The sequence below is a fragment of the Mycolicibacterium madagascariense genome (assembly GCF_010729665.1).
GTDB classification, from domain to species: Bacteria; Actinomycetota; Actinomycetes; order Mycobacteriales; family Mycobacteriaceae; genus Mycobacterium; species Mycobacterium madagascariense.
In genome coordinates this window covers 2075364-2102115 of record NZ_AP022610.1, presented here as the reverse complement: position 1 = coordinate 2102115, position 26752 = coordinate 2075364, and the positions used below count along the sequence as shown (strand labels likewise).

Annotated in this window: 26 protein-coding genes; 17 read left to right on the top strand and 9 right to left on the bottom strand. The window is 68.6% G+C overall.

Annotated elements, in window-relative coordinates; genetic code table 11:
• Positions 1-51: 51 nt before the first annotated feature.
• Both G6N60_RS09960 and G6N60_RS09955 read right to left on the bottom strand, forming a co-directional pair.
• On the bottom strand, positions 52-1566 hold the full coding sequence (locus G6N60_RS09960; RefSeq protein WP_163735995.1) for a flavin-containing monooxygenase: 1515 nt from the start codon (positions 1564-1566) through the stop codon (positions 52-54).
• 35 nt (positions 1567-1601) lie between these two features.
• Positions 1602-2342: a TetR/AcrR family transcriptional regulator gene (locus G6N60_RS09955; protein WP_163735992.1), complete on the bottom strand. Its 741-nt coding sequence runs from the start codon at positions 2340-2342 to the stop codon at positions 1602-1604.
• Between the two features lie 130 nt (positions 2343-2472).
• Here G6N60_RS09955 and G6N60_RS09950 point away from each other — a divergent pair, with 130 nt between their 5' ends.
• Both G6N60_RS09950 and G6N60_RS09945 read left to right on the top strand, forming a co-directional pair.
• Positions 2473-3660: an NAD(P)/FAD-dependent oxidoreductase gene (locus G6N60_RS09950; RefSeq protein WP_163735990.1), complete on the top strand. Its 1188-nt coding sequence runs from the start codon at positions 2473-2475 to the stop codon at positions 3658-3660.
• A gap of 346 nt (positions 3661-4006) precedes the next feature.
• Positions 4007-4591, top strand: a complete 585-nt coding sequence (locus G6N60_RS09945) for a DUF732 domain-containing protein (RefSeq protein WP_163735987.1) — start codon at positions 4007-4009, stop codon at positions 4589-4591.
• A gap of 37 nt (positions 4592-4628) precedes the next feature.
• On the opposite strand, the gene G6N60_RS09940 is transcribed toward G6N60_RS09945, so the two are convergent.
• Both G6N60_RS09940 and G6N60_RS09935 read right to left on the bottom strand, forming a co-directional pair.
• Positions 4629-5468: a GNAT family N-acetyltransferase gene (locus G6N60_RS09940; RefSeq protein ID WP_163735984.1), complete on the bottom strand. Its 840-nt coding sequence runs from the start codon at positions 5466-5468 to the stop codon at positions 4629-4631.
• 164 nt (positions 5469-5632) lie between these two features.
• Entirely contained in the window at positions 5633-6340 is a 708-nt protein-coding gene (locus tag G6N60_RS09935; protein ID WP_163735981.1) for a LysR substrate-binding domain-containing protein, read from the bottom strand.
• Between the two features lie 41 nt (positions 6341-6381).
• Here G6N60_RS09935 and G6N60_RS09930 point away from each other — a divergent pair, with 41 nt between their 5' ends.
• Entirely contained in the window at positions 6382-6768 is a 387-nt protein-coding gene (locus G6N60_RS09930; RefSeq protein ID WP_163735978.1) for a DUF5997 family protein, read from the top strand.
• A gap of 117 nt (positions 6769-6885) precedes the next feature.
• On the top strand, positions 6886-7224 hold the full coding sequence (locus G6N60_RS09925; RefSeq protein ID WP_163735975.1) for a helix-turn-helix domain-containing protein: 339 nt from the start codon (positions 6886-6888) through the stop codon (positions 7222-7224).
• On the opposite strand, the gene G6N60_RS28545 is transcribed toward G6N60_RS09925, so the two are convergent.
• The 5 genes from G6N60_RS28545 to G6N60_RS09900 form a co-directional block, all read right to left on the bottom strand.
• A complete protein-coding gene (locus G6N60_RS28545) occupies positions 7221-7451 on the bottom strand; it encodes a hypothetical protein (RefSeq protein ID WP_246240534.1) in 231 nt (76 codons plus the stop codon). The two genes, G6N60_RS09925 and G6N60_RS28545, sit on opposite strands and share 4 nt — an antisense overlap.
• A gap of 233 nt (positions 7452-7684) precedes the next feature.
• Positions 7685-9850, bottom strand: a complete 2166-nt coding sequence (gene nrdE / locus G6N60_RS09915; protein ID WP_163735973.1) for a class 1b ribonucleoside-diphosphate reductase subunit alpha — start codon at positions 9848-9850, stop codon at positions 7685-7687.
• The gene (gene nrdI / locus G6N60_RS09910; protein WP_163735969.1) at positions 9820-10263 is read right to left on the bottom strand and encodes a class Ib ribonucleoside-diphosphate reductase assembly flavoprotein NrdI; all 444 of its coding nucleotides are present in this window, start codon (positions 10261-10263) and stop codon (positions 9820-9822) included. The genes nrdE and nrdI overlap by 31 nt, the downstream gene beginning before the upstream one ends.
• A 31-nt stretch (positions 10264-10294) precedes the next feature.
• A complete protein-coding gene (locus tag G6N60_RS09905) occupies positions 10295-10537 on the bottom strand; it encodes a redoxin NrdH (protein ID WP_163735966.1) in 243 nt (80 codons plus the stop codon).
• 439 nt (positions 10538-10976) lie between these two features.
• Entirely contained in the window at positions 10977-11519 is a 543-nt protein-coding gene (locus tag G6N60_RS09900; protein ID WP_163735963.1) for an NADPH-dependent FMN reductase, read from the bottom strand.
• Between the two features lie 89 nt (positions 11520-11608).
• Between G6N60_RS09900 and G6N60_RS09895 the strand changes: the two genes are divergently transcribed.
• From G6N60_RS09895 to G6N60_RS09835, 13 genes are all read left to right on the top strand, one after another.
• Positions 11609-12217, top strand: coding sequence for a TetR/AcrR family transcriptional regulator (locus G6N60_RS09895; protein ID WP_372511071.1), 609 nt, complete (start codon positions 11609-11611; stop codon positions 12215-12217).
• Positions 12218-12227: 10 nt separating this feature from the next.
• Positions 12228-13301: a DNA polymerase IV gene (locus G6N60_RS09890; protein ID WP_163735960.1), complete on the top strand. Its 1074-nt coding sequence runs from the start codon at positions 12228-12230 to the stop codon at positions 13299-13301.
• A gap of 54 nt (positions 13302-13355) precedes the next feature.
• On the top strand, positions 13356-14075 hold the full coding sequence (locus G6N60_RS09885; protein WP_163735957.1) for a GAF domain-containing protein: 720 nt from the start codon (positions 13356-13358) through the stop codon (positions 14073-14075).
• Positions 14076-14218: 143 nt separating this feature from the next.
• Positions 14219-15712, top strand: coding sequence for a sugar transferase (locus G6N60_RS09880; RefSeq protein ID WP_246240532.1), 1494 nt, complete (start codon positions 14219-14221; stop codon positions 15710-15712).
• Between the two features lie 43 nt (positions 15713-15755).
• The gene (locus G6N60_RS09875; protein ID WP_163735952.1) at positions 15756-17126 is read left to right on the top strand and encodes an O-antigen ligase family protein; all 1371 of its coding nucleotides are present in this window, start codon (positions 15756-15758) and stop codon (positions 17124-17126) included.
• Complete coding sequence (locus G6N60_RS09870; protein ID WP_163735949.1) at positions 17027-18082, top strand: glycosyltransferase family 4 protein; 1056 nt, start codon at positions 17027-17029, stop codon at positions 18080-18082. Before G6N60_RS09875 ends, G6N60_RS09870 begins: the two co-directional genes overlap by 100 nt.
• A complete protein-coding gene (locus G6N60_RS09865) occupies positions 18079-19584 on the top strand; it encodes a flippase (protein WP_163735946.1) in 1506 nt (501 codons plus the stop codon). The genes G6N60_RS09870 and G6N60_RS09865 overlap by 4 nt, the downstream gene beginning before the upstream one ends.
• On the top strand, positions 19581-20669 hold the full coding sequence (locus G6N60_RS09860) for a glycosyltransferase family 4 protein (protein ID WP_163735943.1): 1089 nt from the start codon (positions 19581-19583) through the stop codon (positions 20667-20669). Before G6N60_RS09865 ends, G6N60_RS09860 begins: the two co-directional genes overlap by 4 nt.
• A gap of 32 nt (positions 20670-20701) precedes the next feature.
• Positions 20702-21793, top strand: coding sequence for a cellulase family glycosylhydrolase (locus G6N60_RS09855; RefSeq protein ID WP_246240528.1), 1092 nt, complete (start codon positions 20702-20704; stop codon positions 21791-21793).
• A 132-nt stretch (positions 21794-21925) separates the two neighbouring features.
• Positions 21926-23188 (top strand): YveK family protein, encoded by a 1263-nt coding sequence (locus G6N60_RS09850; protein ID WP_163735935.1) that lies wholly within the window; start codon positions 21926-21928, stop codon positions 23186-23188.
• Positions 23178-24287: a glycosyltransferase gene (locus G6N60_RS09845; RefSeq protein ID WP_163735932.1), complete on the top strand. Its 1110-nt coding sequence runs from the start codon at positions 23178-23180 to the stop codon at positions 24285-24287. Before G6N60_RS09850 ends, G6N60_RS09845 begins: the two co-directional genes overlap by 11 nt.
• Positions 24274-25545 carry a hypothetical protein gene (locus tag G6N60_RS09840; protein WP_163735930.1) on the top strand — a complete coding sequence of 424 codons (1272 nt, stop codon included), beginning with the start codon at positions 24274-24276 and terminating at the stop codon, positions 25543-25545. Before G6N60_RS09845 ends, G6N60_RS09840 begins: the two co-directional genes overlap by 14 nt.
• Positions 25542-26744 carry an alpha/beta hydrolase gene (locus G6N60_RS09835; RefSeq protein ID WP_163735927.1) on the top strand — a complete coding sequence of 401 codons (1203 nt, stop codon included), beginning with the start codon at positions 25542-25544 and terminating at the stop codon, positions 26742-26744. Before G6N60_RS09840 ends, G6N60_RS09835 begins: the two co-directional genes overlap by 4 nt.
• Positions 26745-26752: the final 8 nt, after the last annotated feature.

Here is a 26752-nt window from a genome sequence, read left to right as displayed (position 1 = left end):
TGGGGTACGACAACACGCGCGAACACAACAACTTGTGTTCCCGTGTCGGGTTCAGCGCCGCAGGAACGCGTACTCCGAGGCCTTGAACCGGCGCAGCGCCAGCCAGTACTGCCAGGTCATGCCGCTCCACAGCGTCCGGTTCACGCCGCGGGAGTCCATGTACCAGCTACGGCAACCTCCGGTGCTCCACACCGTCTTCGCCAGATCGCCCTGCAGCTCGGCGTTGAACGCGTCCTGGGCCGCCCTGGTCGGGGCGACGGCCTGCGCGCGTGCCCGGTCGACCGCGGCGATCGCCTTGGCGACGTAGCGGATCTGCGACTCGATCATGAACACCACCGAGTTGTGGCCGAGGCCGGTGTTGGGGCCGAGCAGGTAGAAGAGGTTGGGCATGTCGGCGACGGCGACGCCGCGGTGCGCCTCGACGCCCTCGCGGTTCCACCGGTCGACGAGGTCCTCGCCACCGGGGCCCTTCACCTCGACGTAGGAGTAGGAGTCGGTGACGTGGAAGCCGGTCGCGAACACCACGACGTCGACGGCATGCTCCACGCCGTCCGCGGTGACGATGCCGTCGCGGGTCATCCGCGCGATGGGCTCGGTGATCACCTGGGTCTTCGGGTTGGCGATGCCGCGATAGTAGGTGTCGGAGTTGAGGATTCGCTTGCAGCCGGCGCGATAGTCGGGAATCAGCTTGCGCCGCAGTGCCTTGTCCTTGACCGAGCGCCGAATGTTCCAAATACCCAGCAGCGTGCCGACTCTCAGCAGCCCCGGCTGTTTGGTCATGCCGAAGCCCACCACTTCGTGCAACCAGTAGATCGCGGCCCTGGTCAGTGCGCGGGCACCGGGCACGTCGGTGAAGATGCGCCGAAGCCATTGCGGCAGAGCGTTGTTCGGGCGGGGCATCACCCACGGCGGCGTGCGTTGGTACACCTGCAGTTCGGCGACGTCCTCCACGATCACCGGAATGAGTTGGATGGCACTGGCCCCGGTGCCGATCACCGCGACCCGCTTGCCGGTGAGGTCGACCGAGTGGTCCCACTGCGCCGAGTGGAACGCCACACCGGCGAACTCGTCACGACCTTCGATGTCCGGCACCAGCGGAATGTGCAGCGCACCAGCGCCGGAGATCAGGAACTGGGCGACGTACTCCTGCCCGCCGTCGGTGAAGACGTGCCACCGCATCTCGGCGTCGTCCCACTGCGCCCGGTCCACGCGGGAGCCGAAGCGCACGTAGCGCCGCAGACCGTACTTGTCGGCGATGCCCTTGAGGTAGCCGAAGATCTCCGGTTGCAGTGACCACATGTGGGTCCAGTCCGGCTTCGGCTCGAACGAGAACGAGTACATGTGCGACGGGATGTCGCAGGCGCAGCCGGGGTAGGTGTTGTCCCGCCAGGTGCCGCCGATCTCGTCGGCCTTCTCCAGGATCACGAAGTCCGACGGACCGAAGCCCTGCTTCTGCAGCGCGATGGCCATCCCGAGGCCGGAGAATCCGCTGCCGATGATGACGGCTCGGGTATGGACGGGATCTTCGTGCGCCGTGACGGCGCCTGCCTCCTGGGCGACGGTCATGCGATCACGATACCTGGGAACACGGGTACCGGGTATTACAGGACGGGCTCCCGGCGACGCACCCCGTCGTGCAGCGGCACGTCGGGATCGATCTTGATGCCCAGGAGTTCGCACGTGCCGTAGATCGAACTCAGCATGATCGTCGTCATGTGCACCATGAACTCCTTCGGCGGCATTCGCCGGGGGCTGTCGGTGCTCGGCCCCAGCCACCACTCGGTGGCGGCCGCAGCCGAACCGAACGTCGTGAACGCGGCCAGCTCGATCGCGGCGCCGTCGAGCTCCATCTCACGGAGCTCCTCGTTGAACATCGCCGCCATCGCCAGCGTGATGTCGCGACCCTCGTTCAGTGCCCGCATCGTCGACTCGCTCTGCTCGGCGAAGCGCCCCTGGATGAGGAAGCGGCAGACGTTGGGATGTTGGTCGACGAGGTCGACGTACTTCTCCACCGAACGCCGGATCACCTCGCGGGCGGGGTCGGCCGTGATGTCGATGGCGGGAAAGATGGCCGCCCACAACATGTCTCGCAGTCGTTCACCGATCGCCTGGAACAGGTCGGACTTGTCGGTGAAGTGCCGGTAGATCTTCGGCTTGGCGGTCCCGGCCTCCTCGGCGATCTCCCGCAACGAGAGTTCGGGCCCCAGCTTGTCGATCGCGCGGAAGGCGGCGTCCACGATTTCCGCACGCACCTTCTTGCGGTGCTCGCGCCAGCGTTCGCTGCGGGCGTCGACCTTCGCCCCCGGCGGGGAGCCCGAGTGGGCGCGAGACGGTCGATGCACCCAACCACTGTACCGGCTGAGCGCGGTTGACCTGGTACGACCGCGCCGGGCCACCGATCGCCGACGCCAGTGCCCGCCGCCTGCCCGGTACCATCTGTGCCGACATGGACCCCTACCCGAGACGAGACGCATGACGCAGCGATACGACGTCGTCGTCGCCGGCGGAGGGCCCTCCGGCGCCGCCGCGGCGTGGCAGGCAGCGCGGACCGGCGCCAAGGTGCTCGTCCTCGACAAGGCCGAGTTCCCCCGCGACAAGCCCTGTGGCGACGGCCTGACCGCCAGAGCGGTGAGCTACCTGCAGAAGATGGGCCTGGCCAAGGAGGTCGCAGCGTTCCACCGCGTCAACCGGGTGACGGTGTTCAGCCCCTCGCAGTGGGAGTTGTCGTTCCCCAAGCGGCCCGGCATGCCCGACCACGGCTACGTCGCGCCCCGCCCCGTGCTGGACACGCTGCTGCTCGAGCACGCCGGGGCCGCGGGAGCCGAGGTCCGGCAGTCCTGCGAGGTCGCCGGTCCCGAGGTCGACTCGGCAGGTCGCGTCGTCGGCGTCGTGCTGAAGAGCGGCGAGAAGGTCCTCGGCGACGCCGTCATCGCGGCCGACGGCGCCTACTCGCCGATCAAGCGGGCGTTGCAGATCGACTCGGAGTACAACGGCTACTCCGCAATCGCGATCCGCGCGGAGATGGCCGCCAACAAACCGGACTCCGACTCCCTGGACATCTATCTGAACCTCGCGTTCCGCGGTGACCAGCTGCCGGGGTACGCCTGGGTGTTCCCCTTCGGTGGCGGCCGGATCAACATCGGCCTCGGCTACGTCAACAGCTACAAGAACTGGCAGCAGATCAACGCCACCCAATTCCTGGGCGACTTCATGCGCACGCTCCCGCCCGAGTGGGGCCTGCCCGCGATCGACGAGCTGAAGAAGGACAGGCTGGTTCGAGCCTGGCGGTTGCCGATGGGCTTCACCGCGTGGCCGCCGTGGCGCCCCGGCGTGCTGTTCACCGGCGACTCGCTCGGTGCAGGCAAACCGGCGTCGGGCGCGGGCATCTCCAAGGCGCTCGAGTCGGGACTGGCCGCCGGTGAATGCGCCGTCGCCGCGCTGACCAACAGTGGACCCGACGACTTCACGAACTACGCGCAGCGGATGGAAGCCGCCTGGGGCAAGGAGTACCGCCGCGGCCGCTACTTCCACAAGCTGGCGGGCATACCGGCCGTGGCGAACAACGGCATCAAGCTGATCGACAACGCGTTCTTCCGGGATCGGATGCTGAAGGCGTTGTACAAGAAGGAGCAGGGACCCCAGCACCGCGTGTCGCGATAGTTTCGCGACACGCGGCGTGTCGCCTTGACGCGGCTCGTGCCCGAGTTCGGGCGCTTTCGGTTCGGGCGCCGGTGAGCTTCGGCCGGGTCCGCTCGCCGGCGTGGCAGTCCTATTCGGTTGTCCGACAACGGCTTTCGCGGGGTGCGCTGACTGCGAATCACACGCTCGTGCTTTGACGACGAAAAGTCGCTGAGTGTCGCATTGGAGTCATTGAGACAACGGTAAGAAAACGCCGCTGTTGCGAACCTTGACCGTTCCGTGTTGTTCCTGTGACATTTGTAGCCCATCGTTACCAAAGTGAAATGAGTGCAACGAGGCATTCTGACGGGCGAACCGGGAGCTCTCGATGACGTCAATGACTTTGTACCGACCGTGGACGCAGCCATCCCTGCGCAACGCGATGGTGGTCCGCCAACGGATCGACTGGGCGAACTATCTCAACGCCGTGACCCTGATCTTCCGGCCCGTCGTGGTGACGCTCGGCATCGCCACCGCGGCGGTCATGTGGCCCGCCCACGCGCACGCCGACGTCGGCACCGACGCGGGCACGAGCGCCTTGAACGGCCTCGGGATCGGCAACAACGGTGCGGTCAGCTCGGCCATCGCCGGGGCAGGTCAGTCGATCTGCCCGATGCTGGTGCAGCCCGGTAGCCAGCTCGCCTCGATGGCCACCCAGATGACGGGGCACGGCGGCCTGGCCCCGACCATCGCCGGCTGGGTGGCGACCATGGTCATCCAGTCGCAGTGCCCGGGCTGGATGACGTCGATCGCCAACGGCCAGATGCCCGCGGGCCTCAGCGCGGTGACCGGATTGGCCGGCCCCGCCCTGGGCTTGCCGAGCGCCGGCGCCACCTCCGGCCTGCCGTTCGCCCTACCGGGGGCCGCTCCCGCCACCCCGTCGACCGGTCTGCAGATCCCCGGCCTGTCGTGAACGTGCTTGCATCGCTTCGCATTCGACGTCGTCGGACTCACGCTCGCGGCGTGAACGCGTACTGCACGCTCTCCCCAACGGGGAGGAACCCCAGCCGCCGGTAGACCCCGTTCGACGTCGGGTTGGCGTCGTCGGCGAACAGGACCACGTCGCGGGCCCCCATCCCGCGGGCCTGGCGCGCGGCCTCGGCGGTGACGGCGGCGCCGTAGCCCCGCGCTCGATGCGCCGGGGGCGTGTAGACCGGCCCGATCCGCGACATGCCCAGCAGGCAGCCGTGCACCCGCGCCATCGCGACCGGCTCGTCGCCCACGGTCCACAGCACGACGCGTCCCCCGGCGCCGGGAATGCCGGCCACCAGCGCTCGGCTCGCATGCGGATTCGACACGGAGCCGAACGCCTCGACGTAGAACGCGTCGAACCACCCGGCGAGTAACTCCTCGTCGCGGGGTCCGGCGAGCCGCGGCGCGCCCGCAACGTCGGCCGGGGCCGTCAGGACGCCGAGGCGGTACAGCGTCTCCTCGAAGGCCACGGACGCCTCGGTGCCCGTGGCCTCCGTCCATGCCTGCGCGAAAGACGTTGCCGTCGAATGTGTTCCGCGCACCGCCGCGAGATCGCTCCGTGTGGGCGCAAGCGAGAGCGCCGTCTCCTTCGCCATCGACGGCGGCAGGCCGTTGACGAGCAGCACGCCGTCGGCCATCTGCATGGCCGCACCGACCACCCCGTCGCCGTCGTAGGCCGCCACCAGTAGCCGATCCGATGGCCACGGCGAGGTGCGCAGCGTGGTGAGCTCGGTCGTGAACGTCACCGGGTCCCGGCGGTAGACCCAGCGCGCGACGGGGCCGAAGCCGTCGGGCGTCTCGAACAACTGAACGTTCACGCCGTCGAGGGTGGGCTACTGCGCCACCGATTTCCACCGATTTATTCGGAGGTGTCGCGTCTTGGGTCGACGATGCCCGATGAGGCGCTACATTCCGCTTTCACGCCACGGTCGTGAATCATCCTCTGCGCAGCGACATCACGACCATGATGCGAAACTCGGCACTAGCGCCGACCGCGCTTGGCCTGCCCCGGTGTGCGGGCGACCTTTCCTGCCGCCGCGCGGGCGGCTTGCTTGGCCAACGTCTTCTCCCGTGCCGTGCGTTTCGGCGCCGGCTCACCCTGCCCGCGCGACGAGCTGGGAGTGCGACCGCGCACGATGCCGATGAATTCTTCGACCGGTTCGGGGTGCGGTCCCGCCGGGACGGCGAGGGACACGGGACACGTCGGCGCGTCGGTGATCGCGCGATGGGTCAGATCCTTGCGGTGGTGCAGCCGAGCCAGCGACTGGGGCACGATCAGCACTCCCAGCCCCGCTGCCACCAATTCGATTGCGTCCCTTGTGGTCTCGGGGCGGTGCTCGAGCTGCCTACCCGCCGTCCATGCCACGACGTCGTCGAGCGGGACCAGTACCGGTTCGTCGGCGAGGTCGGATGCGGTGACGGCGTCGGCGGCGGTGAGCAGGTGATCGTTCGGCACCACGACGACCGTGGTCTCCTCGTACAGCGGGATGAGGGCCATCTCCGACGTGTCGGCCGACGGGCGAAGCAATGCCACGTCGACCGTGCCGGCCCGCAACGCGTCGGCAGCCTCGGCCGCCGCGACGGCGGACAGATCGAGCGGGATGTCGCGGTGGCGGTCGGCCCAGGTGCGAGCCCACTTCGCCGGAGTGACTCCGGGGACGTACCCGACGGTGAGGCGGAGCGGGGTCACGGCATCAGGCTACCGATGCGCCGACCGATAAGCTCTGCACCATGAGCAGGCCGAATACACAGTCGATGAAATCCGCCACGGCGGCGAAGAAGCTGGACGTGTATCTACCCGCCACCCCCGCCGAATTCCAGGCCAACCCGATCACCCGCGCCGAGCTCGCCGCGCTGCAGGCAGACCCGCCGCAGTGGCTCAAGGACCTCCGGAAGAACGGACCCCACCCCAAGAATCTCGTCGCGGCGAAGCTCGGCGTCTCGATCGCCGGCCTGGCGCGGGGCGGCGTCACCGAGGCACTCACCACCAACGAGATCAACCAGCTGCTCGACGACAAGCCCGAATGGCTTGTCGCAGAACGCGAGAGCTACCAGAGTGTGCTGCGCGAGGAGCGACGGTTGAAGGCGTTGCACGACGACCGCGCTCGCGAGGGCTGATCGCCTGAAACCCTTTCCGAGTAATCGGATCTCCACGAAATCCCACGTTGCAGGACATGCGCTACCGGGCGTAACATATATGCCACAGCGCAGCCTTACGGCCCAAAGGAGTCGACGATGTCGGAAGCCTTCAACAACATGCTCGAGCGGCGCCTTGCCGACCCGGAGCGTGCACGGGCGTTCGCTGCCGAGCTGGCGCACATCCAGGCCATCGACTCGATAGTCAGCCAGCTCGACGCTGCCCGCCAGGACGCACATATGAGCAAGGCTGAGCTTGCCCGCTCAGCGGGTGCGGAGCCGAGTGCGGTCCGCCGACTGTTGTCCGCGCAGTCGGTCAACCCCACATTGAGCACGATCGCCGAACTCGCAGCTGCCGTGGGACTCAAGCTCACGCTCGTTCCGATGACCGAGGATGAGCGCGCCCACATCACGGACGCGATGGTGGCCGCAGGCTAGGCAGCCAGCCAGCATCGCGGGTTTCGCCGCCGATACTCGTCTCCGAGGTTTCGCACGCCGCTGTAGTCGGATTCGGTGAACGTCGTCCTCAAGGCCTTGCTCATCCCCGTGACGACGACCAAGGCCGGGCGGTCCGCCCCCTGCGCCTCGGTGTCCAGCAGGCAGAACAGTCGGTAGTGGCGTCGCGGCTTACCGCCGTCGACGCGTACCTCGTGCCACCCAGTCATCAAGTCGTGCATGGCTTCCCAGTACCCGCCCCCGGCAAATCGCTTCGGCGGCGCTTCGGCGACTGCCTTGAGGACGGCGAGCATCTTGTCGCCGACCTTGTCCGGGCATGCCTCGATGAACTCATAGCCCGGTGCGGATCGTGCTGGATCGTCCGCACGGTGACGCTGAAAGAACTGAACGCTGTGCGGCGCATCCGACGACAAGCGATGCGAACTGCCGCCCTTACGGCCAGTCACAGCATGCAGCTGACGCAGCCCTCCACCTCAGTGCCCTCCAGCGCCATCTGGCGTAGGCGGATGTAGTACAGCGTCTTGATGCCCTTGCGCCAGGCGTAGATCTGCGCCTTGTTGACCTCGCGTGTGGTCGCGGTGTCCTTGAAGAACAGCGTCAGGCTCAACCCCTGGTCGACGTGCTGAGTGGCCGCGGCATAGGTGTCGATGATCTTCTCGTAACCGATCTCGTACGCATCCTGGTAGTACTCCAGGTTGTCGTTCGTCAGGTACGGCGCCGGGTAGTAGACGCGGCCGATCTTGCCTTCCTTGCGGATTTCGATCTTGCTGGCGACCGGGTGGATCGAGCTCGTCGAGTGGTTGATGTAGGAGATCGACCCCGTCGGCGGCACGGCCTGCAGGTTCTGGTTGTAGATGCCGTGCGTCTGCACCGACTCCTTCAACCGCAGCCAATCCTCTTGCGTCGGAATGCGAATGCCCGCGTCGGCGAACAACTGCTTGACGCGCTCGGTCGCCGGCGCCCACTCCCGCTCGGTGTACTTGTCGAAGAACTCCCCCGACTTGTACTTGGAGCGCTCGAAACCGCCGAAGTGCGAACCCCGCTCGATCGCGATGCGGTTGCTCGCGCGCAGCGCGTGGTAGAGCACCGTGTAGAAGTAGATGTTCGTGAAGTCGACGCCCTCCTCCGAACCGTAGAAGATGCGCTCGCGAGCAAGGTAGCCATGCAGGTTCATCTGCCCGAGACCGATCGCGTGAGAAGCGTTGTTGCCCTGCTCGATCGAGGGCACCGACCAGATGTGGGTCTGATCGCTGACGGCGGTCAGCGCGCGGATCGCCACCTCGATGGTCTGCGCGAAGTCCGGCGAGTCCATGGCCTTGGCGATGTTCAGCGAACCGAGATTGCACGAGATGTCCTTGCCCACCTTGGCGTAGGACAGGTCTTCGTTGAACAGCGACGGGGTCGACACCTGCAGGATCTCCGAGCACAGGTTGCTGTGGGTGATCTTGCCCTCGATCGGGTTCGCCCGGTTCACCGTGTCCTCGTACATGATGTACGGGTAGCCCGACTCGAACTGCAGCTCGGCCAGCGTCTGGAAGAACTCGCGCGCCTTGATCTTCGTCTTGCGGATGCGGGCGTCGTCGACCATCTCGTAGTACTTCTCGGTCACCGAGATGTCGGCGAAGGGCGTGCCGTAGACCCGTTCCACGTCGTAGGGCGAGAAGAGGTACATGTCCTCGTTCTTCTTCGCCAGCTCGAACGTGATGTCCGGGATGACCACGCCGAGGGACAGCGTCTTGATGCGGATCTTCTCGTCGGCGTTCTCGCGCTTGGTGTCCAGGAAGCGGTAGATGTCGGGGTGGTGGGCATGCAGGTACACCGCACCCGCACCCTGCCGGGCGCCCAACTGGTTCGCATAGGAGAACGAGTCCTCCAGCAGCTTCATGATCGGGATGACGCCCGAACTCTGGTTCTCGATGTTCTTGATCGGTGCGCCGTGTTCTCGAATGTTGCTCAGTAGCAACGCAACTCCACCGCCGCGCTTGGACAGCTGCAGTGCGGAGTTGATGGAGCGCCCGATGGACTCCATGTTGTCCTCGATGCGCAGCAGGAAGCAGCTGACGGGCTCGCCGCGCTGCTTCTTGCCCGAGTTGAGGAACGTCGGCGTGGCCGGCTGGAAACGGCCGTCGATGATCTCGTCGACCAGCTTCTCGGCCAGCGCCGTGTCACCCGACGCGAGCGTCAGCGACACCATGACCACGCGGTCCTCGAAGCGCTCGAGGTAGCGCTTCCCGTCGAACGTCTTCAGCGTGTAGGACGTGTAGTACTTGAAGGCGCCGAGGAACGTCGGGAAGCGGAACTTCTTGGCGTAGGCGCGATCCAGCAGCGTCTTGACGAAGTTGCGGGAGTACTGGTCGAGCACCTCGCGCTCGTAGTACTCGTTCTGCACCAGGTAGTCGAGCTTCTCGTCCTGGTTGTGGAAGAACACCGTGTTCTGGTTGACGTGCTGCAGGAAGTACTGATTCGCCGCTTCGCGATCCTTGTCGAACTGGATCTTGCCGTCCTTGTCGTACAGGTTCAGCATCGCGTTGAGCGCGTGGTAGTCCGTCTCACCCGGAAGGGCGTGGACTCCCGTGGTTACAGGTTCTGCAGTGACGGTTGGTGACACGTCTGGTCCTTCCAGAAGTCGGCAAGCCCCGCGCGGACGGCGAAGACGTCGTCCGTGGTGCCCATCAGTTCGAAGCGGTAGAGGTATGGCACGCCGCACTTGCGGGATACGACGTCACCCGCATAGCCGAATTCGGCGCCGAAGTTGCTGTTGCCCGCGGCGATGACGCCGCGGATCAACGACCGGTTGCGTTCGTCGTTGAGGAACGCGATGACTTGCTTGGGGACGTAGCCCCCGGCATCGGGATCGGGCCCGTTGGCGTGCCCTCCTCCATAGGTGGGCAGCACCAGCACGTACGGACGATGGACCACGATGCGTTCGCGCAGCGGGATCCGGATGGCGGGCAGCTCCAGCTTCTCGACGAAGCGGTGGGTGTTCTCCGAGACGCTGGAGAAGTAGACGAGATCGCTCATCACGCCTTCCTTCCTGTCCGCCGAACGTCCGCTAGGCCGTGACGGCGACCGCTCCGGAGAGCGACTTGATGCGGTCCGGGCGGAAGCCCGACCAGTGGTCGTTACCGGCTACCACGACCGGGGCCTGCAGGTAGCCCAGTGCCATGACGTAGTCGCGGGCCTCCGGGACCTCGGTGATGTCGATGACGTCATAGTCGATGCCCTGCTTGTCGAGGGCCTTGTACGTGGCGTTGCACTGGACGCAGGCGGGCTTGGTGTAGACGGTGACGGTCATCGTGGGCACGGCTCCTCTGTCGATCTGGTCTGACTGGCTACTGCTATTCATGGATGTTCAGCGACCTGGAGACCCGTGAAATTCCTGTCCCCCGATGCCTCCCGACCGGTGGCCGGGAAGACCCGACGTGCCGGATTCGTGAGCCCCGACCGGCCCGTGGTGGTGCGAGTGACGATGGGGTCTGTCGGTCTGCAAGACACTACACCTAGTGGCCGACATTGAGAACGGATACAAGATGTTCTGAAGCACATCGATGAAATTCCCTGGTCGTAAGCCCTGGAACGCGTCTCGTTCCGGCGTGTCGCACATCACGCCAGCGCCGTGTCGTGCTATCCGTAGCTCTACCACCACCCACCGACACGTCATCCACAGGTGTCATCCACAGCAAAGCCGCCGACGAACCCTGCCCAGGGCACGCCGGCGGCTCGTCCGCGGAGGGTCAGCCGATCTCGGCGACCAACGTGCCGACCGCATCCCGGACCTGCTGCACGACGTCGGCGTTCTCGCGGGGATGCCTGCCCTCGAAGACCGTCCCCGGGATCGACAGCGTGACGTCCTCGATGACCCGGGGACCCGCGACGCCGAAGGACTTGCGCGTCTCGTCGGTGCCCCAGACCCCGCCGTAGCGCCCCATCGAGGTGCCGATGACCGCGAGCGGCTTGCCCTTGAGCGCGCCATCTCCGAACGGCCGCGACAACCAGTCGATCGCGTTCTTGAGCACTCCCGGGATGCTGCCGTTGTACTCCGGCGTGACGACCAGCGCGGCGTCGGCCTCGGCCGCGGCCGACCGCAAGGCCCGCACGGGTTCCGCCACGGCGTCGCCGTCGTCGTCCTCGTTGTAGAAGGGCAACTCCCCCAGCCGGTCGAACAGCCGAAGGGACACCCCGGCGGGTGCCGTCTCGGCGGCCACCGCGGCCAGCTGACGGTTCGTCGAGGCGGCGCGCAAGCTGCCCACCAGCACCATGATCGTCGGATCCGCCATGTCTCAGTCCCCTCTCACTCGTATCGCGTTCGTCGACCAGCATAACCGGACCGCAGTCCGAATGATTCCAGCTGGGCTAAGGTACGGGAATGAGCATGGGCGATGAGCTGGTGGGGCTCCCGTTCACCGACTCCGCACCCACGGAGCGGGGCGACGCCGCGCGCAACCGCCTGCTCCTGCTGTCGGCCGCCCGCCGGCTTCTCGCCGAGCGGGGTGCCGACGCCATCACCATGGACGACGTGGCCGCCGCCGCGGGCGTCGGCAAGGGCACGCTGTTCCGCCGCTTCGGCAGTCGCGCCGGTCTGATGATCGTGCTGCTCGACGAGGACGAGAAGGTCGAGCAACGGGCGTTCATGTTCGGTCCACCACCGCTGGGGCCCGGCGCACCGCCGCTGGAACGCCTCCTCGCCTACGGGCGAGAACGGTTCCGCTTCGTCTGGGAGCATCGCGCGCTGCTGTCCGATGCCGGCCGCGACCCCCAGACCCGCTTCAACGCTCCCGCCACGCTGCACCGCACCCACGTCAGGATGCTGCTCGAGACCGCGGGCACCACCGGTGACCTCGAGGCGCAGGCCGACGCGCTGCTGGCGTTGCTGGACGCGGACTACGTCACGCACCAGGTCGACGAGGTCGGCCGCGACCTCGAGCAGCAAGCCCGGGCGTGGGAAGACCTGGCGCGCAAGCTGTGTGGGCGCTAGGGCGACCCTGATGTGGGTCCTGCACGTCGACCTCGACCAGTTCCTCGCCTCGGTCGAGCTGCGGCGTCGGCCCGACCTCGTCGGTCTTCCCGTCATCGTCGGCGGCAACGGCGACCCCGGTGAGCCACGCAAGGTGGTGACGTGCGCCTCCTACGAAGCACGCGCGTTCGGCGTACACGCCGGGATGCCGCTGCGCGCCGCGGCCCGCAAGTGCCCGGACGCCACCTTCCTCCCGTCCGACCCGGAGGCCTACGACGCGGCGTCTGAACAGGTGATGGGTCTGCTGCGGGATCTCGGCCACCCGCTGGAGGTGTGGGGGTGGGACGAGGCCTATCTCGGCGCCGACGTGGCCGACCCCTACGCCCTCGCCCAGCGCGTCCGCGACGTCGTCGCGACCGAGACCGGGTTGGCGTGCTCGGTGGGCATCAGCGACAACAAGCAGCGCGCGAAGGTGGCGACGGGTTTCGCGAAGCCATCCCGTGAACCGGAGACCGGCGAGGGCATCGGCGTCTACCGGTTGACCGACGACAACTGGATGGCCGTGATGGGTGATCGCAGCGTGGACGCGCTCTGGGGCGTCGGCCCCAAGACCGCCAAACGCCTTGCCGCACTGGGCATCACGACCATCGCCGACCTGGCGGCCACCGATGCGCAGGTGTTGACGTCGGCGTTCGGACCGACCACCGGGTTGTGGATCCTGTTGTTGGCCAAGGGCGGTGGTGACGCCGAGGTCAGCGCCGAACCCTGGACGCCGCGGTCGCGCAGTCACGTGATCACGTTCCCCGTGGATCTGACCGATCGCGCCGAGATGGAGGCGGCCGTGACGCGACTCGCGCGGCAGACCCTCGCCGAGGTCGTCGACGCGGACCGCACGGTCACCCGGGTCGCGGTGACCGTGCGCACGAAGACCTTCTTCACCAGGACCAAGATTCGCAAGCTGCCGATCGCCGGTACCGACGCGGGGGCGATCGTCGACACCGCGCTGCAGTTGCTGGGCCAGTTCGATCTGGACCGTCCGGTGCGCCTGCTCGGGGTGCGCCTCGAACTGGCGATGCCGGAGGCTCCCGCCCCTGCGGCGAACTGATGGCCCACGACGCCATGTCTTTGCTCATGACCCCGTCGCCTATATCGTGCAGCCATGACGTCGTCAGTCCCAGGCTTCGATGAATGGCTCGTGCAGGCACTGGAGGAAGAAGCGGCCGCCGTAGGCGAGACCGTGGACACCTTCATCGGCCGTGCCGTCGCGGCCCGGTTGATCGCCGCGCACGAGAGCCGCGACGGCGGTCGGACGGAGGAACTCCTCGGTGGGGTCGAGCGGGCCGGACTCGCCGCGGCCGGCCCGCTCGAGGACCCGTGCACGTCACGTCTCGAGGATCCGGAACGACTGCGCGCGCTCTATTCGACGGGCCTGCTCGACGCCGATCCGGACGCCGCGTACGACCGGTTGGTGGGAGTGGCGGCCGAAGCGCTCGCCGTACCGACCGCCGCGGTGTCCCTCGTCGACCACGACCGGCAGTTCCTGTTCAGCGCAGTGGGGCTCACCGGCGAACTCGCAGAAACTCGGCAAACGCCCATTGACCAATCCGTCTGCCAGTATGTGGTCAACTCTGGCGAACCACTCATCGTCGAGGACGCCCGCGCCCACCCGCTGCTCAAGGATCATCCGACCGTGCTGAGCGAGGCGCTCCTCGCCTACGCCGGGATGCCGCTGACCGATCCGTCCGGACACACCATCGGCACGCTGTGCGTGTGGGACAAGCAGCCCAGGCAGTGGAGCACCGGACACGTCCAGATCCTGCACGACCTGTCGACCTTGGTCCGCGAACGCGTCTTCGACGGGGCGGACGTCGCGGACTAGCGCTACGCCCGTCCGCGGCCCGTGTCGACCACCCGGTGATTCAGTAGGTCGGTGGCAAACGTATAAATGTGCGACAAAGACCTCGTGAGCCTGTCCGCCGGAGTACGCTAGCAACATGTATTCGACCTGTGATGCAGATCACTATGTCAGTCGGTACTGAACTCGCCCGACTGAGCACCCCGGGGTCGGCCGTCGCCACCCCGGCGGCCACGAGGAACACTCTCGCCGATCGCCTCCGCCGAGATCCACTGCACACGACCGTGACGGTGATACTCGACCTCGCCGCGGCGATCGCCTCGGTCGCACTCGCCGAATGGTGGGGTGCGGACGTCGCGTCGCAATCCGACATCGGCGGGCTGCTGTGGCTGTTCGTCCCCCTGCTGCTGCTGATGCTGGCGGCAGCGTCGATGTACCGGCGACCGCTGCGACGCAACTTCCTCGACGAGATTGGACCCGTCGAGACGGCGGTCGCGCTCGCCGCACTCGTCCTGCTCTCCTGGCTGCTGCTCGACCCCGAGAACGTCCGACCGGGAGCGGCCGTCATCCGCGTCTGGGTCCTGGCCACCGTCCTCGTGCCGACGGTCCGCATGGCTCGCGTGCTGATCCAGCGCTACCTGCGCAACCACCTGGGATCGGCATCGCCGACGCTCGTCGTCGGTGACGACCGTTACGCGCATCAACTGATCACCCGGATGATCGAGTTGCCGGAGTACGGGCTTCGACCGGTCGGCATCGTGGCATCGGCCGACTCGGGCGACGGGGACGCCCCGCCGCCCAGGCTGCACCCCAACGTGCCGCACCTCGGCACGCTGTCCGACTTCCCCGCCGTCGCCGCCGCGACCCGGGCGGAGGATCTGATCCTGTCGCAGTGCGACGCGTCCGACGACGAATTGGTGACGATCATCCGGTCCGCCCACGCCCTCGGCATGCGCGTGTGGGTGCTGCCGCGCGTTCACGACGTGATCGGTGCGCACGCACGCATCGAACATCTCGGCGGACTACCGCTTCTGGTGCTCCCCAAGGTGAATCCCCGCGGCTGGCAGTTCGCCGTCAAGCATGCGTTGGGACGGGTCATCACCGCGTTCGGCCTCCTGCTCATCTCACCGCTCTTCCTCGGTCTCGCGCTGCTCGTCCGTCTGAGCTCACCGGGTCCGATCTTCTTCCGCCAGAAGCGCGTTGGCCGCGACGGAGTGGTGTTCGACTGCTTGAAGTTCCGCTCCATGCGCCCGCCGTCGGAGTCCGACGCCGCCTTCGAACTGACCGAGGGCGCCGCCCCCGGCGGTGTGGAGGGCGTCGACCGGCGCACGCGGATCGGCAAGATCATGCGTCAGACCTCACTCGACGAGCTGCCGCAGCTGCTCAACGTCCTGCGCGGGGACATGAGCCTGGTGGGTCCGCGGCCGGAACGGCCCGAGTTCGTCGAACTGTTCGAGATGCAGATCCGACGCTACGGTGAACGCCACCGGGTGAAGGCAGGACTCACGGGATGGGCTCAGGTACACGGATTGCGGGGGCAGACGTCCATCGCCGATCGGGCGGAATGGGACAACTACTACATCGAGAATTGGTCTCTGTGGCTCGACGTCAAGATCCTGTTCCTCACCGTGCTGGCCGTCCTCAAGCGGGCCGAGGACTGACGCCCGTCGGTGCACCGACCGATCGATGGCGGGCGGACGAGTGATGACCGTCCTGTTCGTCGGCGCCGCCGTGTTCGTCGCGCTGGTCGCGGTCGCGGCGATGGTGTCGATCTACCGCAGGCCTCAGCGTGGTCTGCTCCTCCTCGCGGCGCTGGTGCCGCTGCACGGCGTCCTCGCCATCCTTCCCCTGCCCGGTTTCGTCACCGCGTGGAAGGAGGGGCTGCTCCTGTTCGTGCTGATCTGCGCGTGGCTCAGGCGAACTCGCACCCCGCACTGGCGCAGGCCGTCCCTCCACCTGCCGTGGTGGCCCGCCGTCGCACTCTGGGTGGTGGTCGGAAGCATCTCCGCCGTGGCGACGATCGGGCTCCTCGGCTTCGTCGCCATCAAGGTGACGTTCTTCTACCTCCTCATCATCGCCGTGCTGTGGCTGGCGCCATTCGACGACCGCGACCGCGACGACCTGGTGAGCGTTCTCATGGGCATGGGCGCGCTCGTCTCGTTCGTGGGGATCGCCCAAATCATCGTCGGCCCAGCCTTCTTGATCCGACTCGGTTACGAGTACGGGCGACAGGTGCGGACCTCCGGGGGCTTCCTCCGCACCTTCAGCACCTTCGTCAACCCCTTCCCGTTCGGCCTGTACGTGATGATCGCCCTGCTCGTCGGCGGCGCGGTGGCACTCGCCGAGCCGTCGCGGCGACGCAATCTCGGCTTTCTCTGTCTGTCGCCAATCATGGTCGTGGCCATGGCGAGTTCCATCGTCCGCGCCGCGATCCTCGGCCTCGTGATCGGCATGATCTGGCTGGCGATCCTGCGGTTCCGGGCGCTCCTGCTCCCGCTCGGCCTCGGTGCCGTGACCCTGGCCGCGGTGTTCCCCTTCGTGCCCGAGCTGTCCAAGGTCTTCTTGTCCTCGAACAGCCTGGGAGAACGTGGCGCCGGCTGGAGTGACGTCATCAGCAGCATCCTGGTGCATCCGATCGGTCGCGGTCTGGGCACCAGCGGCTCTGCGGCCGACCGCATCTCGACCGCCGAGGGCGTCCACATCGGAGGCGTGTCGACGAATTATCAACCCGACAACTACTACGTCAAGATGCTTCTCGAGCTGGGGCCGGTCGGGCTGTGGCTGGTGCTGCTGTGGCTCGTCGTCGCTCTGGTCTGGACGACGCGGTTGGGACGCGCGCTGCCGGGCCGAGATGGCGCACTGGCGTTGGGAGTCAGCGCGTCCATCGTGGCGGCGATGGCGGCCAGTCTGGTCGCCACCTACTTCGAGATCTTTCCAATCGACGTCTATTTCTGGTTACTCCTGGGGGTGGTGGGATGCGCAGCGGCGCAACGCGGATCACGTTTGGAGCACTCGCCCTACGGCCTGGCGGTAGCGGCGTCCAAACCTACATCCGTGAACTCCTCAGGGAGCTGAACGGACTGCTGCCGGACGCGGAACTGTCGGCCGTCGTCCAGCGCGACGCCGTCGGCGAGCTTCCCCGCGGCATGGCGGCTCAGACCCGGCCGGTGTCCAGCGGGGCGATCCGCGCACTCCACGGCGCGCTCGCGGGCCGCACCTGCGAGCTGTTCCACGGCTTGGACGTGGACCTGCCCCTGGCGACGCCCGCGTTCACCGTCGCCACCGTCCACGACGTGTCCGTCTACGACATGCCGTCGGCGTCGAGCCGCTTCCGGGCATTCGGCGAGCGCCGACTGGTCGCCTACACACTGCGCAAAGCCGATCTGCTGCTTGCCGTTTCGGAGTTCACGGCCGAACGCATCCACGCCATCAGCGGGCGGACGGCGACGGTCGTCGAGCTGGCGCCCGCATCGTGGGCGCGCCCTCCGAGCGAGGACGACGTCGCCAGGACCCGAAGGAAGTACGGCCTGCCCGACCGCTTCGTCATCCAGGTGGGCACCGTGGAGCCCCGCAAGAACGTGCACCTGGTCGCAGACGCCGCCGAGTCGATCGGGTTGCCCTGCGTGCTGGCGGGCGCGGGTTCGCAGGGGCCCGCCGCCCCCCGCACCGCGATCGGCCTCGGGTACATCGACGTCGCGGACCTACCGTCGCTGTATGCGGCCGCCACGGTGACCGCCTATGCCTCGCACTACGAGGGTTACGGGCTGCCGCCCGTCGAGGCGATGGCGTGTGGCGGGGCCGTCGTGGCCAGCGCGGTCGGCGCACTCCCCCAGGTGGTCTCCAACGGCGCCGTGCTGGTGGATTCCGCCGAGACCGAGGACTGGTCGAAGGCGTTGCGCACCATCGCCTTCGACGAGGCCGCCCGCAGTGAGCTGGTGACAAACGCACTCGCGGTCGCGGGTGCCCTGACGTGGCGGCGCACGGCGGAGCAGACCGTGCAGGCCTACCGTGACGCGGGCGTCGTGCCATGAGCGAGGATCCCGCGTTCGACGGCATCGAGGCGCCCCCCGACTACCGCGAGGTCGCCGCGGATCCGAGGGCCGCCGCGCGCGCCACGCTGACGGTGCTCGTCAGCCGGGTCGTCGTCGCCGCACTGGGGTGGGTCGGCAGCATCATCGTCGCGCGGTCGCTGTCGGCCGACGAGTGGGGCCGCTTCAGCTTCGTCTTCGCCCTGCTCGGCGTGATGGCCATCGTGACCGACCTCGGTGTCGGACGGGTCGTGCTCGCCAGGTTGATCGACGGCGACCCCGACGAGATCGCCCGCACCGCATCGTCGTTCATCGCCCTGCGCACCGTGCTGGGTGTGGTGGGCTACGCCCTGGCGGTCGGCTACGTCGTCGTCCTCGGGTACCCGGGACAGGTCGTCGCCGCCACGGCCCTCGCCGGCCTGGTGGTCGTCTTCGCCACGCCGGGTCACGCCCTGTCCGTGCTCTACCAGAGCCGCCACCGGCTCCTGCTGGTCGCCGTGGCCGAGAGTCTCGGCCAGGTCGTGCAATTGGCGGTCACGGTCCTCGCGGCTGTCTTCGCCCCCACGCTGCTGATCTTCGTGCTGCCCGCGGTTCTCAACGAGGTCTTTCGGTTGACGGCCAAGGGCATTGGGCTCCGCAACCGGTCGTTGGGACTGCGACCGTCGCGCCATCTCGACGTGCGCCGGTGGGGACCGATGCTCAGGGAGGCGATCCCGTTGGCGATCGGTCTCGCCCTCACGATCGCGATGATGAAGATCGACGTCCTGATGCTGAGCCTGCTGGACACCTTCGACGCCGTCGGGCAGTACTCGGTCGGATACAAGTTCTCCGACATCATCGATACGTTCTCCCTGGCGGCCGCGGCACCGGTGAGCACCCTGCTGGTCGCCGCATGGCCCACCAAGCTCGACGTCTTCCGGCAGCGATCCCGTTCGGCCGCAATGACGTTCGCGGTCGCGGGAGCGATCTGCGTCGTCGCGTTCTGGCCGTCGGCGGACCCGATCATCCGGCTGCTCTACGGGGAGCGCTTCGCGGTGGCGGCGCCCGCGGCGCGGCTGCTCGTGGTCGGCGCGGCGGTGATGTCCTTGATCGTGCTCGGCATCTTCCTCGTGACGTCGGCGGGCAAGCAGCGCTACTACCCCGCCATCGCGCTGCTCGGACTGGCGCTCAACGTCGGACTCAACCTGGTGCTGATCCCCCGGCTTTCCTACGACGGCGCCGCCATCTCGACCGTGGTCACCTGGGTGGTCACCGTCGTGCTGCTCTGGGCCGTCATCGAGCGGATCATGCCCGTCAAGGGGCTGCTGCCCGTCGCGCCGATCGCCGCGCTGGTGGTCACGACGGCGGCGATCGCCGCGGCGGGCCAGCGCGTCGTCGCGGTGTGGCCCTGGTCGTGGCCCGTGGTGTCGGTGGTGGCGGTGCTCGCGCTGCTTCCGTTCGTCTACGTTGTCCGCATGGTCGGCAGAGCGGACGAGACGTCGCACCCGGACGCGGTGTCGCCGTGACCGACGTCTCGACCCTGCTGTTCGTCGCCCAGACGGGGCAACTCTCCGGCGCCGAGAAGGTGCTGCTGGATCTCGTCGGCGAGGCGCTGGCCCAGGGATACGCCGCGATCGTGGCCTGCCCGGCGGGACCCCTGGTCGACGCGCTGCCCGCGGCGTCGACCCACGTGCCCATCCCCGCACTGGGCATGGGCGGTGAACGCTCGTTCGCACGGCTGCTCGGCGCGGCCCAGCTCGCCGCGAGATGGCGGGCCGCCGCCCGGATCCTGGCTCCCCTCGCGAGGACGCCAGGCACCGAGACGATCGTCAACTCGCTCTTCGCGCTCCCCGCGGTCCGCATGGCACGGCCGCCACGCGGGGCGGGCTGGCTGGTGCACGACACGATCACCAGCACCAAGCAGCGGGCCGCCACGCGCCTCGGCGCGCCCGCGGTGCGGGTGGCGGTCGCCGTCTCGGAGGCCACCGCACGGCCGCTGCGCGCGTTCGGGTTCCCGGTTCGGGTCGCGCACAACGGCGTTCGTTGGCCCGTGCCCCGACTGACGGGAGCAGACCTGCATGACCCGCCCGTCGTCGGCATGCTGGCGCTCCTCACGCCCTGGAAGGGGCACCGCGTGCTGCTGGACGCGGTGGCGCGACTGCCCGGCGTCCAGGTCGAGCTGGCAGGCGGCAGCTTCCCCGGCGACGTCGGGTACGTCGCCGAACTGCATGCTCGGGCCGCCCGACCGGATCTGGCGGGACGGGTGCGCTTCCTGGGCCACGTCGACGCCTGCGCGGCGCTCCGCCGGTGGGACGTCGCGGTGTCGGCGAGCATCTCGCCGGAGGCGGGCCCGCTCTCGGTCCTGGAGGCGATGTCCCACGGGTTGCCCGTGATCGGCACCGATCACGGCGGCACGACCGAATTCCTCAGTGGCGGAGCAGGTTTCCTGGTCCCTCCCGGTGACGAGGTCGCCCTGGCCGACGCCATCGCCACCGTTCTGCGCGACGACGACGTGCGCAGCGCGCTCAGCACCACGGCGCGACGACGCGTCGCCGAGCACCACGACCTCCGTACGACGCTGCCCGCGATGCTGCGGACCCTGCTCGGCTGAGGCCGGGACCGCTCATGACCTTCCCTCGCACCGTGCGTACGACGTTGCTCCTCGCCCTGGTGATCGTCCTCCTGGCGACCGGCGGCGTCGCGGCGACCCTGTTGGCCAGGGGCGTGCTCGCCGAGCCGACCACGCCGCTCTGCGAGGGCGCGTCCGCCAAGGGCCGGGTCGGGGTGTCCGACGGCACCGACCTGCTCGACATGTCGGACGACGACCTCGAGCGCACGCTGCGCGCCGCACACGACGCGGGAGTCTGGGCGGTACGGGTCGACGTCGACTGGTCTCACGTCGAAGCCGAACGGGGACGGCAGGACTGGTCACGCGTCGACCGGGTGGTCCACGCGGTGCGGGCCCTCGGAATGTGCGCCCACGGCCTGCTGGCCTATGCGCCGGCGTGGGCCGCGGACCCGGCGGAACGGCCGGTGGGGAGTTACTTCGCCCCTCGACCAGAAACGTTCGCCACCTTTGCCCGTGCGACCGCGACGCGGTACCGGGACGAGGTGTCGGTCTGGGAGATCTGGAATGAGCCCAATACCATCAGGTTCTTCAAGCCACGGCCCGACGCCGCGACCTATGGCGCGTTGCTGGCCGCGGCCCACGACGCCATCAAGGCCGTCAGCCCCGATCTGACCGTGGTGTCCGGTGGGCTGGCCCCCGCCGAGGACAACGGCAGCGACATCGCGCCGACCACGTTCCTGAAGGGTCTGTACCGGGCGGGCGCCAACCGCTACTTCGACGCCTTCGGCATCCACCCCTACACCTATCCCGCGCTGCCCAACGACCTCTCGACCAGCTCGTGGAACACCGCACTGCGGCTGCGGGACATGCACGACACGATGGTCGACGGCGGCGATCCCCTCAAGCGCGTCTGGATCACCGAGTGCGGGGCCCCGACGGGGACGGCCAAGGTCGCCGTCAGCGACGCCGTGCAGGCCGACTCGATCCGCATCATGTTGCGCGCCGCGCGCGACGTGGCATGGCTCGGACCCGCCTTCGTCTACAGCCTCCGCGACAGTGGAACCGACGTCTCGGACCCCGAGCAGAACTTCGGAATCCTGCGCCACGACCTCTCCCCGAAGCCGTCGTACGCGGTGGTGCGCAGCTTCGCCTCCGGGGCGGGCTGACACGTCGTCAGCGAATATCATCAGTTAGCTCGTGACATCGCGGGGCGGCCGATATCATCGGATCTCGCCACGTCTGTCTCACGAGACCGGCCGCCAGTTCGGGCAGCGGTCCCTGCCGAGAAGGAGCTCTGGTTGTCCACGGTCGACGATCCGGCGCATCGCGGCGACGTTCCCTCGATCGATCTCGCCGGACACTTTCGCGAGCTCGGTCGCGCTCTGCTGCCCGCACTCGTCGTCGCCCTGGTGGTCGGCGGGGCGGTGTTCGGAGTGCGGACCCTGCTGGTGCCCAAGGAATACGGCGCCACCGTCGTCGGCCAGATCACCCCCGCGCAGACACTGGTTCCCGGTGATGCGTTCGTCGAACAGATGCGCGCCCCGTTCATGGGCCTCGCCCAGGACACCAACGTCCTCAATCAGGTGCTCTCCGAAGTCGACACCGGCTGGGACGTGAACACCCTGCGCCAGCACGTCCAGCTGTCGGCGGGACCGGCGCCACAGCTGCTGATCTTCACCGCGACGGCCAACTCACCGGAGGTTGCGGCGCAAATCGCCAGGTCGATGCTCGTCACCGTCGCCCAGGCGTCGTTCGCCAACCATGCCCGGGACGTGAGCCGCCAGGCCGACGAGGTCCAGGCGACGATCACCGCCGAGGAGGCCCGCAACGCGACGCTGGCGCCCGACGATCCCGCCAAGGCCGATTCCGACCGCCAACTGTCCGATCTGCGCGCCCAACTCACCACGCTGCAGAAGACCGGTGGCGACCAACTGACGATCCTCTCGACGCCGGAGCAGGACCGCAGCCCCGTCAGCCCGCAGCCGGTGCCCGAGGCTCTGGTCGCCGCACTGGCGACGTGGATCGTCACCGCCGAACTGATCGTCTTCCTGCGCAGCCGTGTCGGGTCGAAGCCCAACCGCGCGTGGGCCCGCCGGGTCGCGCACAGGTATCGCGCGCGCTTCGACGACGACACGACCGCCGACGGCACGCTCTCCCCCGTCGCGGCCGCGGTCCTGGCCCAGAACCAACGCGACGGGCGCGCGGTGGCGGTTTTGCTGGGCGACAAAGTCGCAAGCCCGAGATCGACCGTCGCACCCGACGGGACCGGCAGCGTTCCGCACCCCATCCTGCGACCCATGTCGCTGGCGGACGAGTGGTGGCAGACCGTGGATCTCGGACGGGTGGCGGCGGCCGTCGTCATCGTCACGGTGGCCGGGAGCGACCGCAAGGCGGCCGAGCGCGCGCTGCGTCGACTCCACGACCTCGGCATCCCCACGCACCTGGTTCTGCAGCCGATGCGACGCACCCGGCACAACGGGTCGACTCCTCCCCCGCCACCGAAGGAGGCGAAGACGTCCGCCGCGCAGCCGTCCCTACCACTCGACGACCATGCCCGTTAGCCGGATCGCCATCGTCCACGAGCGGCTCACCGAGGTGGCCGGCTCCGAACACGTCGTCGAGCAGCTCGCGCTGCAGTGGCCCGAAGCCGAGGTGCACACGTCGATCGCTCGTCCGGAGGGCATTCCGGGTGGCCTCACCCGGCCGCCGCGGACCACCCGCCTCGACGCCCTCTACCACGGCGTGCTGCACGAGAAGTCCTATGCGCCCCTGATGCCGCTGATGCCACATGCGTTCCGCCACGTGCGATTCGGCGAGGTGGACGCGGTCATCGCGAGCCATCACGCATTCGCGACGCAGGCGGCCCTCGCGACCACCGTTCCGGTCATCGCGTACGTGCACAGTCCGGCGAGGTGGGCGTGGGACCCCTCGCTGCGGGCCGGAGAGGGTGGCGGCCGAGCGGGTGAGGCCATCCTGACGATGCTGTCGGTGATCGCCAAGCGCGGGGAGACCAGGGCCGCGCCACGACTGCGGACGATCGTCGCCAACTCCACCGCGGTGGCGCGTCGCATCACCGACTGGTGGCACCGCGACGCCGTGGTCGTGCCGCCGCCGGTCGACACCGAGGGTTTCACCCCCGACCCGTCGATCGACCGGGAGGACTTCTTCCTGCTGGCCGGGCGACTGGTTCCGTACAAGCGGCCCGATCTGGCCATCCGGGCCGCGGCCGCCGCCGACGTGCCGCTCGTCGTCGCGGGTGACGGTCGTTCGATGAAGCAGTGTCGCGAGGTCGCCGGGCCGAAGACGACGTTCCTCGGTCGCGTCGCCCACGATGAGTTGCTGTCGCTGCACCGCCGGACGCGGGCACTGCTGATGCCCGGTGTCGAGGACTTCGGCATCGTGCCGGTGGAGTCCATGGCGACGGGCACCCCGGTCATCGCCCTGGGTCAGGGCGGTGCGATCGACTCGGTCATTCCGGGCACGACCGGCCTGCACGTCGCGTTCGGCAGCGACCAGGAGATCGTCGACGGATTCGCCGCCGCGATGCGGTCGTTCGACGCGGCACGGTTCGACCCCGTGGCCATCCGACAATGGGCAGAAGGCTTCTCCAGGGCCAACTTTCGGCGACGCATGCAAGAAGTCGTCGATGCCGCCGTCTGACGCCGCGCCGCGGTACCGACCGACCGCTCTGGACCGGGCCCTGGCCGGGGAACGCACCGTCGCCGTCGTCGGACCGGTCGCGGGCCTCGACGAGGACCGCGTCGCGGCCAACCTGCGGGCCATCCTGGCCGCGGCGCCCGACGCCCGTCCCGCCCTGTGGCCCGACCGCGAAAGTCGTTCGTGGTCATACCCATCCGGTGTCGACGACCGTGCGATCGTGCAGCGCTGGGACGGCACCGCCGATATCGGCCGCCTGCTCACCGACACCGGGGGTCGGCCCCTCCCACCCTTCGGCCAGGGCCCGCTCAACGTGCTCATCAGCGGGGACTATCTAGCGGTGGACTACTCCCACGGCATGGGCGACGGCCAGCTCGGCGTGACGATGCTGGCCGCGCTGTCCGCCGAACCCGATGCCGTCCGGGCGAGCGCGCTGGCGCGGGGACTGCCGCGCACGGCCGTGTGGTCCGCCCTGCGACGGCACTACCGGGCGCATCCGCGTGCCGCGCGAGACCTCCTGCGGCTGCGCCGGCGCCACGGACGGGCCGGCGACGACGAGGCCGTGGGCACGCGCGTCGTCGACCCGTCGAATCTCGACAAGCAGAGCCGCACCGCCTACATGCCACCGCAGTGCGTCACCGCGTTGCGCACGTGGGCGCGCGAGCACGCCGGCGGCGCGAGCCCTGCGGCGGTCACGGTCGCGTCCTGGATGGCGGCGCTGCGCGCGGCCGGGGCGGTGGTCGACGACCGCATCACCGTGCTGGTCAACTGCCGCCGCTACCTGGACCCCCGTCATCGATTCGACCAGGGCAACTTCGCCGTCGCCCTTCCGCTGTGGGTCCCGCGGCCTCAGACGCCCGCCGTCGTCGGTGACACGATCCGCGAGGTGATCGACTCCGGCTGGCCCATCGCGATCCTCGGCATGGCCGAGCTGAAGGCGGCGGTGCCCGCCCGCGTCGGTGCGGACGAACCGGCCACCACGGTGACGGTGCCCGACCGCCTCAGGGTCGCGGTGAGCGACCTCGGCCGCCTCGGGATGTTCGGCGACACCGTCTGGGCGCCGGGGGCTCCCCCACAGCTCGCGGCCTATCTCGAACCCGCGGGGCCCGACGCGGTGTCCCTCCTGGTGAGCGAGCTGGCGGGCGGACGGACGTTCACGGCATCGTTCTGCGGCGCGATGGTCGAGCCGGCGGTGGTGGCACGTGCCCTGAACATGATGTGCGACGACCCGGTCGCGACCCTGCAGACCCCGTCGCGGTGACGCGTTCTCCGGCGAGGGCGACGTGGCCGCGTCGACTCCTCGCAGGCGTCGCCGCCGTCGTCGTCGCGTGGGCTCCGGTGGCCTGCTCGTCGACGGCCGGCCATTCATCAGGTGCCCCAACCACTTTCGCCCCGGGCCGATTGGCCGAGGAGCCGATCCCCCTGGCCACCTACTCGGTGGTGCAGCAGGTCGCCGACCGTGCCGTGAAGATCCGTTACGGCTCGACGTCGGGCATCGACGGATCGCCCACCACGGTGTCCGGGGTCCTCTTCGTGCCGAAGGGCACTGCGCCGCAGGGTGGTTGGCCGATCGCATCCATCGGACACCCGACCGTCGGCCTGGACAGCGAGTGCGCGCCGTCGTCCTATCCGGGGTTGATGGGCAACGCGGGCACCATCGCCCAATTCCTCACCTTCGGCTACGTCGTCGTCATGACCGACTACCAGGGTCTCGGAACCCCGGGCCCGCACCCCTACCTCGACCCGACCACCGAGGCCAACGACGTCATCGACGCCGTGCGGGCAGCGCGGGCGGTGGTGCCGGAGACCTCCGATACCTGGGTCGGGTACGGCGTATCCCAAGGTGGACAGGCGGTCTGGGCCGCCAACGAAGAGGCGGCCGAGTACGGCCGAGGGCTGCGGCTGGTCGGCACGATGAGCATCGCCCCGGCCACGGACCTGCGTCCGCTGGTGGACGCCATGCAGGCGGGCACTCTCACCGTCGAACAGAAGGTCCTCGTGCCGATGGTCCTGAAGGGCCTTCAGGTGCGGCACCCCGAGCTCGATCTCGACGACTATCTGCACGGAGTCATGGCGCGCAGCGTCGACGCCTTCATCGGCTGCGAGGGCGAGAACTCCTCGCAGCGCGGCATCATCGCCCAGGGCGCACCGGCATCGGACTTCATGCCGTCGTCCCCGCAGGCGGCCGACCGACTGCGGCAGTGGTTCGGCGCCGACGTGCTACCCCGCCGGCCGGCGTCGGCCCCGATGCTGGTCGGTTACGGCGACGCCGATCCGATCGTGCTGCCGCAATGGACGGCGACGGCCGTCGCACGCGCCTGCGCGCTCGGCGACGTCATCGACGCACACGTGGCACCCGGGCAGGGCCACGGCACCCTCGACCTCGGCAGTGCACTGTTCGACTGGGTCAGCGGCCGGGTCGCGGGGACGCCGCCGCCGAACACGTGCCCACCCGCCTGAGTCGGCCC

Excerpts from the sequence above, each read along its gene's own strand:
- G6N60_RS09880 (WP_246240532.1), top strand. The coding sequence starts at position 14,219 with ATGTCAGTCGGTACTGAACTCGCCCGACTGAGCACCCCGGGGTCGGCC.
- G6N60_RS09890 (WP_163735960.1), top strand. The coding sequence starts at position 12,228 with ATGTGGGTCCTGCACGTCGACCTCGACCAGTTCCTCGCCTCGGTCGAG.
- G6N60_RS09930 (WP_163735978.1), top strand. The coding sequence starts at position 6,382 with ATGAGCAGGCCGAATACACAGTCGATGAAATCCGCCACGGCGGCGAAG.
- G6N60_RS09845 (WP_163735932.1), top strand. The coding sequence starts at position 23,178 with ATGCCCGTTAGCCGGATCGCCATCGTCCACGAGCGGCTCACCGAGGTG.
- G6N60_RS09945 (WP_163735987.1), top strand. The coding sequence starts at position 4,007 with ATGACGTCAATGACTTTGTACCGACCGTGGACGCAGCCATCCCTGCGC.
- G6N60_RS09925 (WP_163735975.1), top strand. The coding sequence starts at position 6,886 with ATGTCGGAAGCCTTCAACAACATGCTCGAGCGGCGCCTTGCCGACCCG.
- G6N60_RS09840 (WP_163735930.1), top strand. The coding sequence starts at position 24,274 with ATGCCGCCGTCTGACGCCGCGCCGCGGTACCGACCGACCGCTCTGGAC.
- G6N60_RS09900 (WP_163735963.1), bottom strand. The coding sequence starts at position 11,519 with ATGGCGGATCCGACGATCATGGTGCTGGTGGGCAGCTTGCGCGCCGCC.
- G6N60_RS09905 (WP_163735966.1), bottom strand. The coding sequence starts at position 10,537 with ATGACCGTCACCGTCTACACCAAGCCCGCCTGCGTCCAGTGCAACGCC.
- G6N60_RS09865 (WP_163735946.1), top strand. The coding sequence starts at position 18,079 with ATGAGCGAGGATCCCGCGTTCGACGGCATCGAGGCGCCCCCCGACTAC.
- G6N60_RS09885 (WP_163735957.1), top strand. The coding sequence starts at position 13,356 with ATGACGTCGTCAGTCCCAGGCTTCGATGAATGGCTCGTGCAGGCACTG.
- G6N60_RS09895 (WP_372511071.1), top strand. The coding sequence starts at position 11,609 with ATGAGCATGGGCGATGAGCTGGTGGGGCTCCCGTTCACCGACTCCGCA.
- G6N60_RS09870 (WP_163735949.1), top strand. The coding sequence starts at position 17,027 with ATGCGCAGCGGCGCAACGCGGATCACGTTTGGAGCACTCGCCCTACGG.
- nrdI (WP_163735969.1), bottom strand. The coding sequence starts at position 10,263 with ATGAGCGATCTCGTCTACTTCTCCAGCGTCTCGGAGAACACCCACCGC.
- G6N60_RS09950 (WP_163735990.1), top strand. The coding sequence starts at position 2,473 with ATGACGCAGCGATACGACGTCGTCGTCGCCGGCGGAGGGCCCTCCGGC.
- G6N60_RS28545 (WP_246240534.1), bottom strand. The coding sequence starts at position 7,451 with ATGACTGGGTGGCACGAGGTACGCGTCGACGGCGGTAAGCCGCGACGC.
- G6N60_RS09960 (WP_163735995.1), bottom strand. The coding sequence starts at position 1,566 with ATGACCGTCGCCCAGGAGGCAGGCGCCGTCACGGCGCACGAAGATCCC.
- G6N60_RS09875 (WP_163735952.1), top strand. The coding sequence starts at position 15,756 with ATGACCGTCCTGTTCGTCGGCGCCGCCGTGTTCGTCGCGCTGGTCGCG.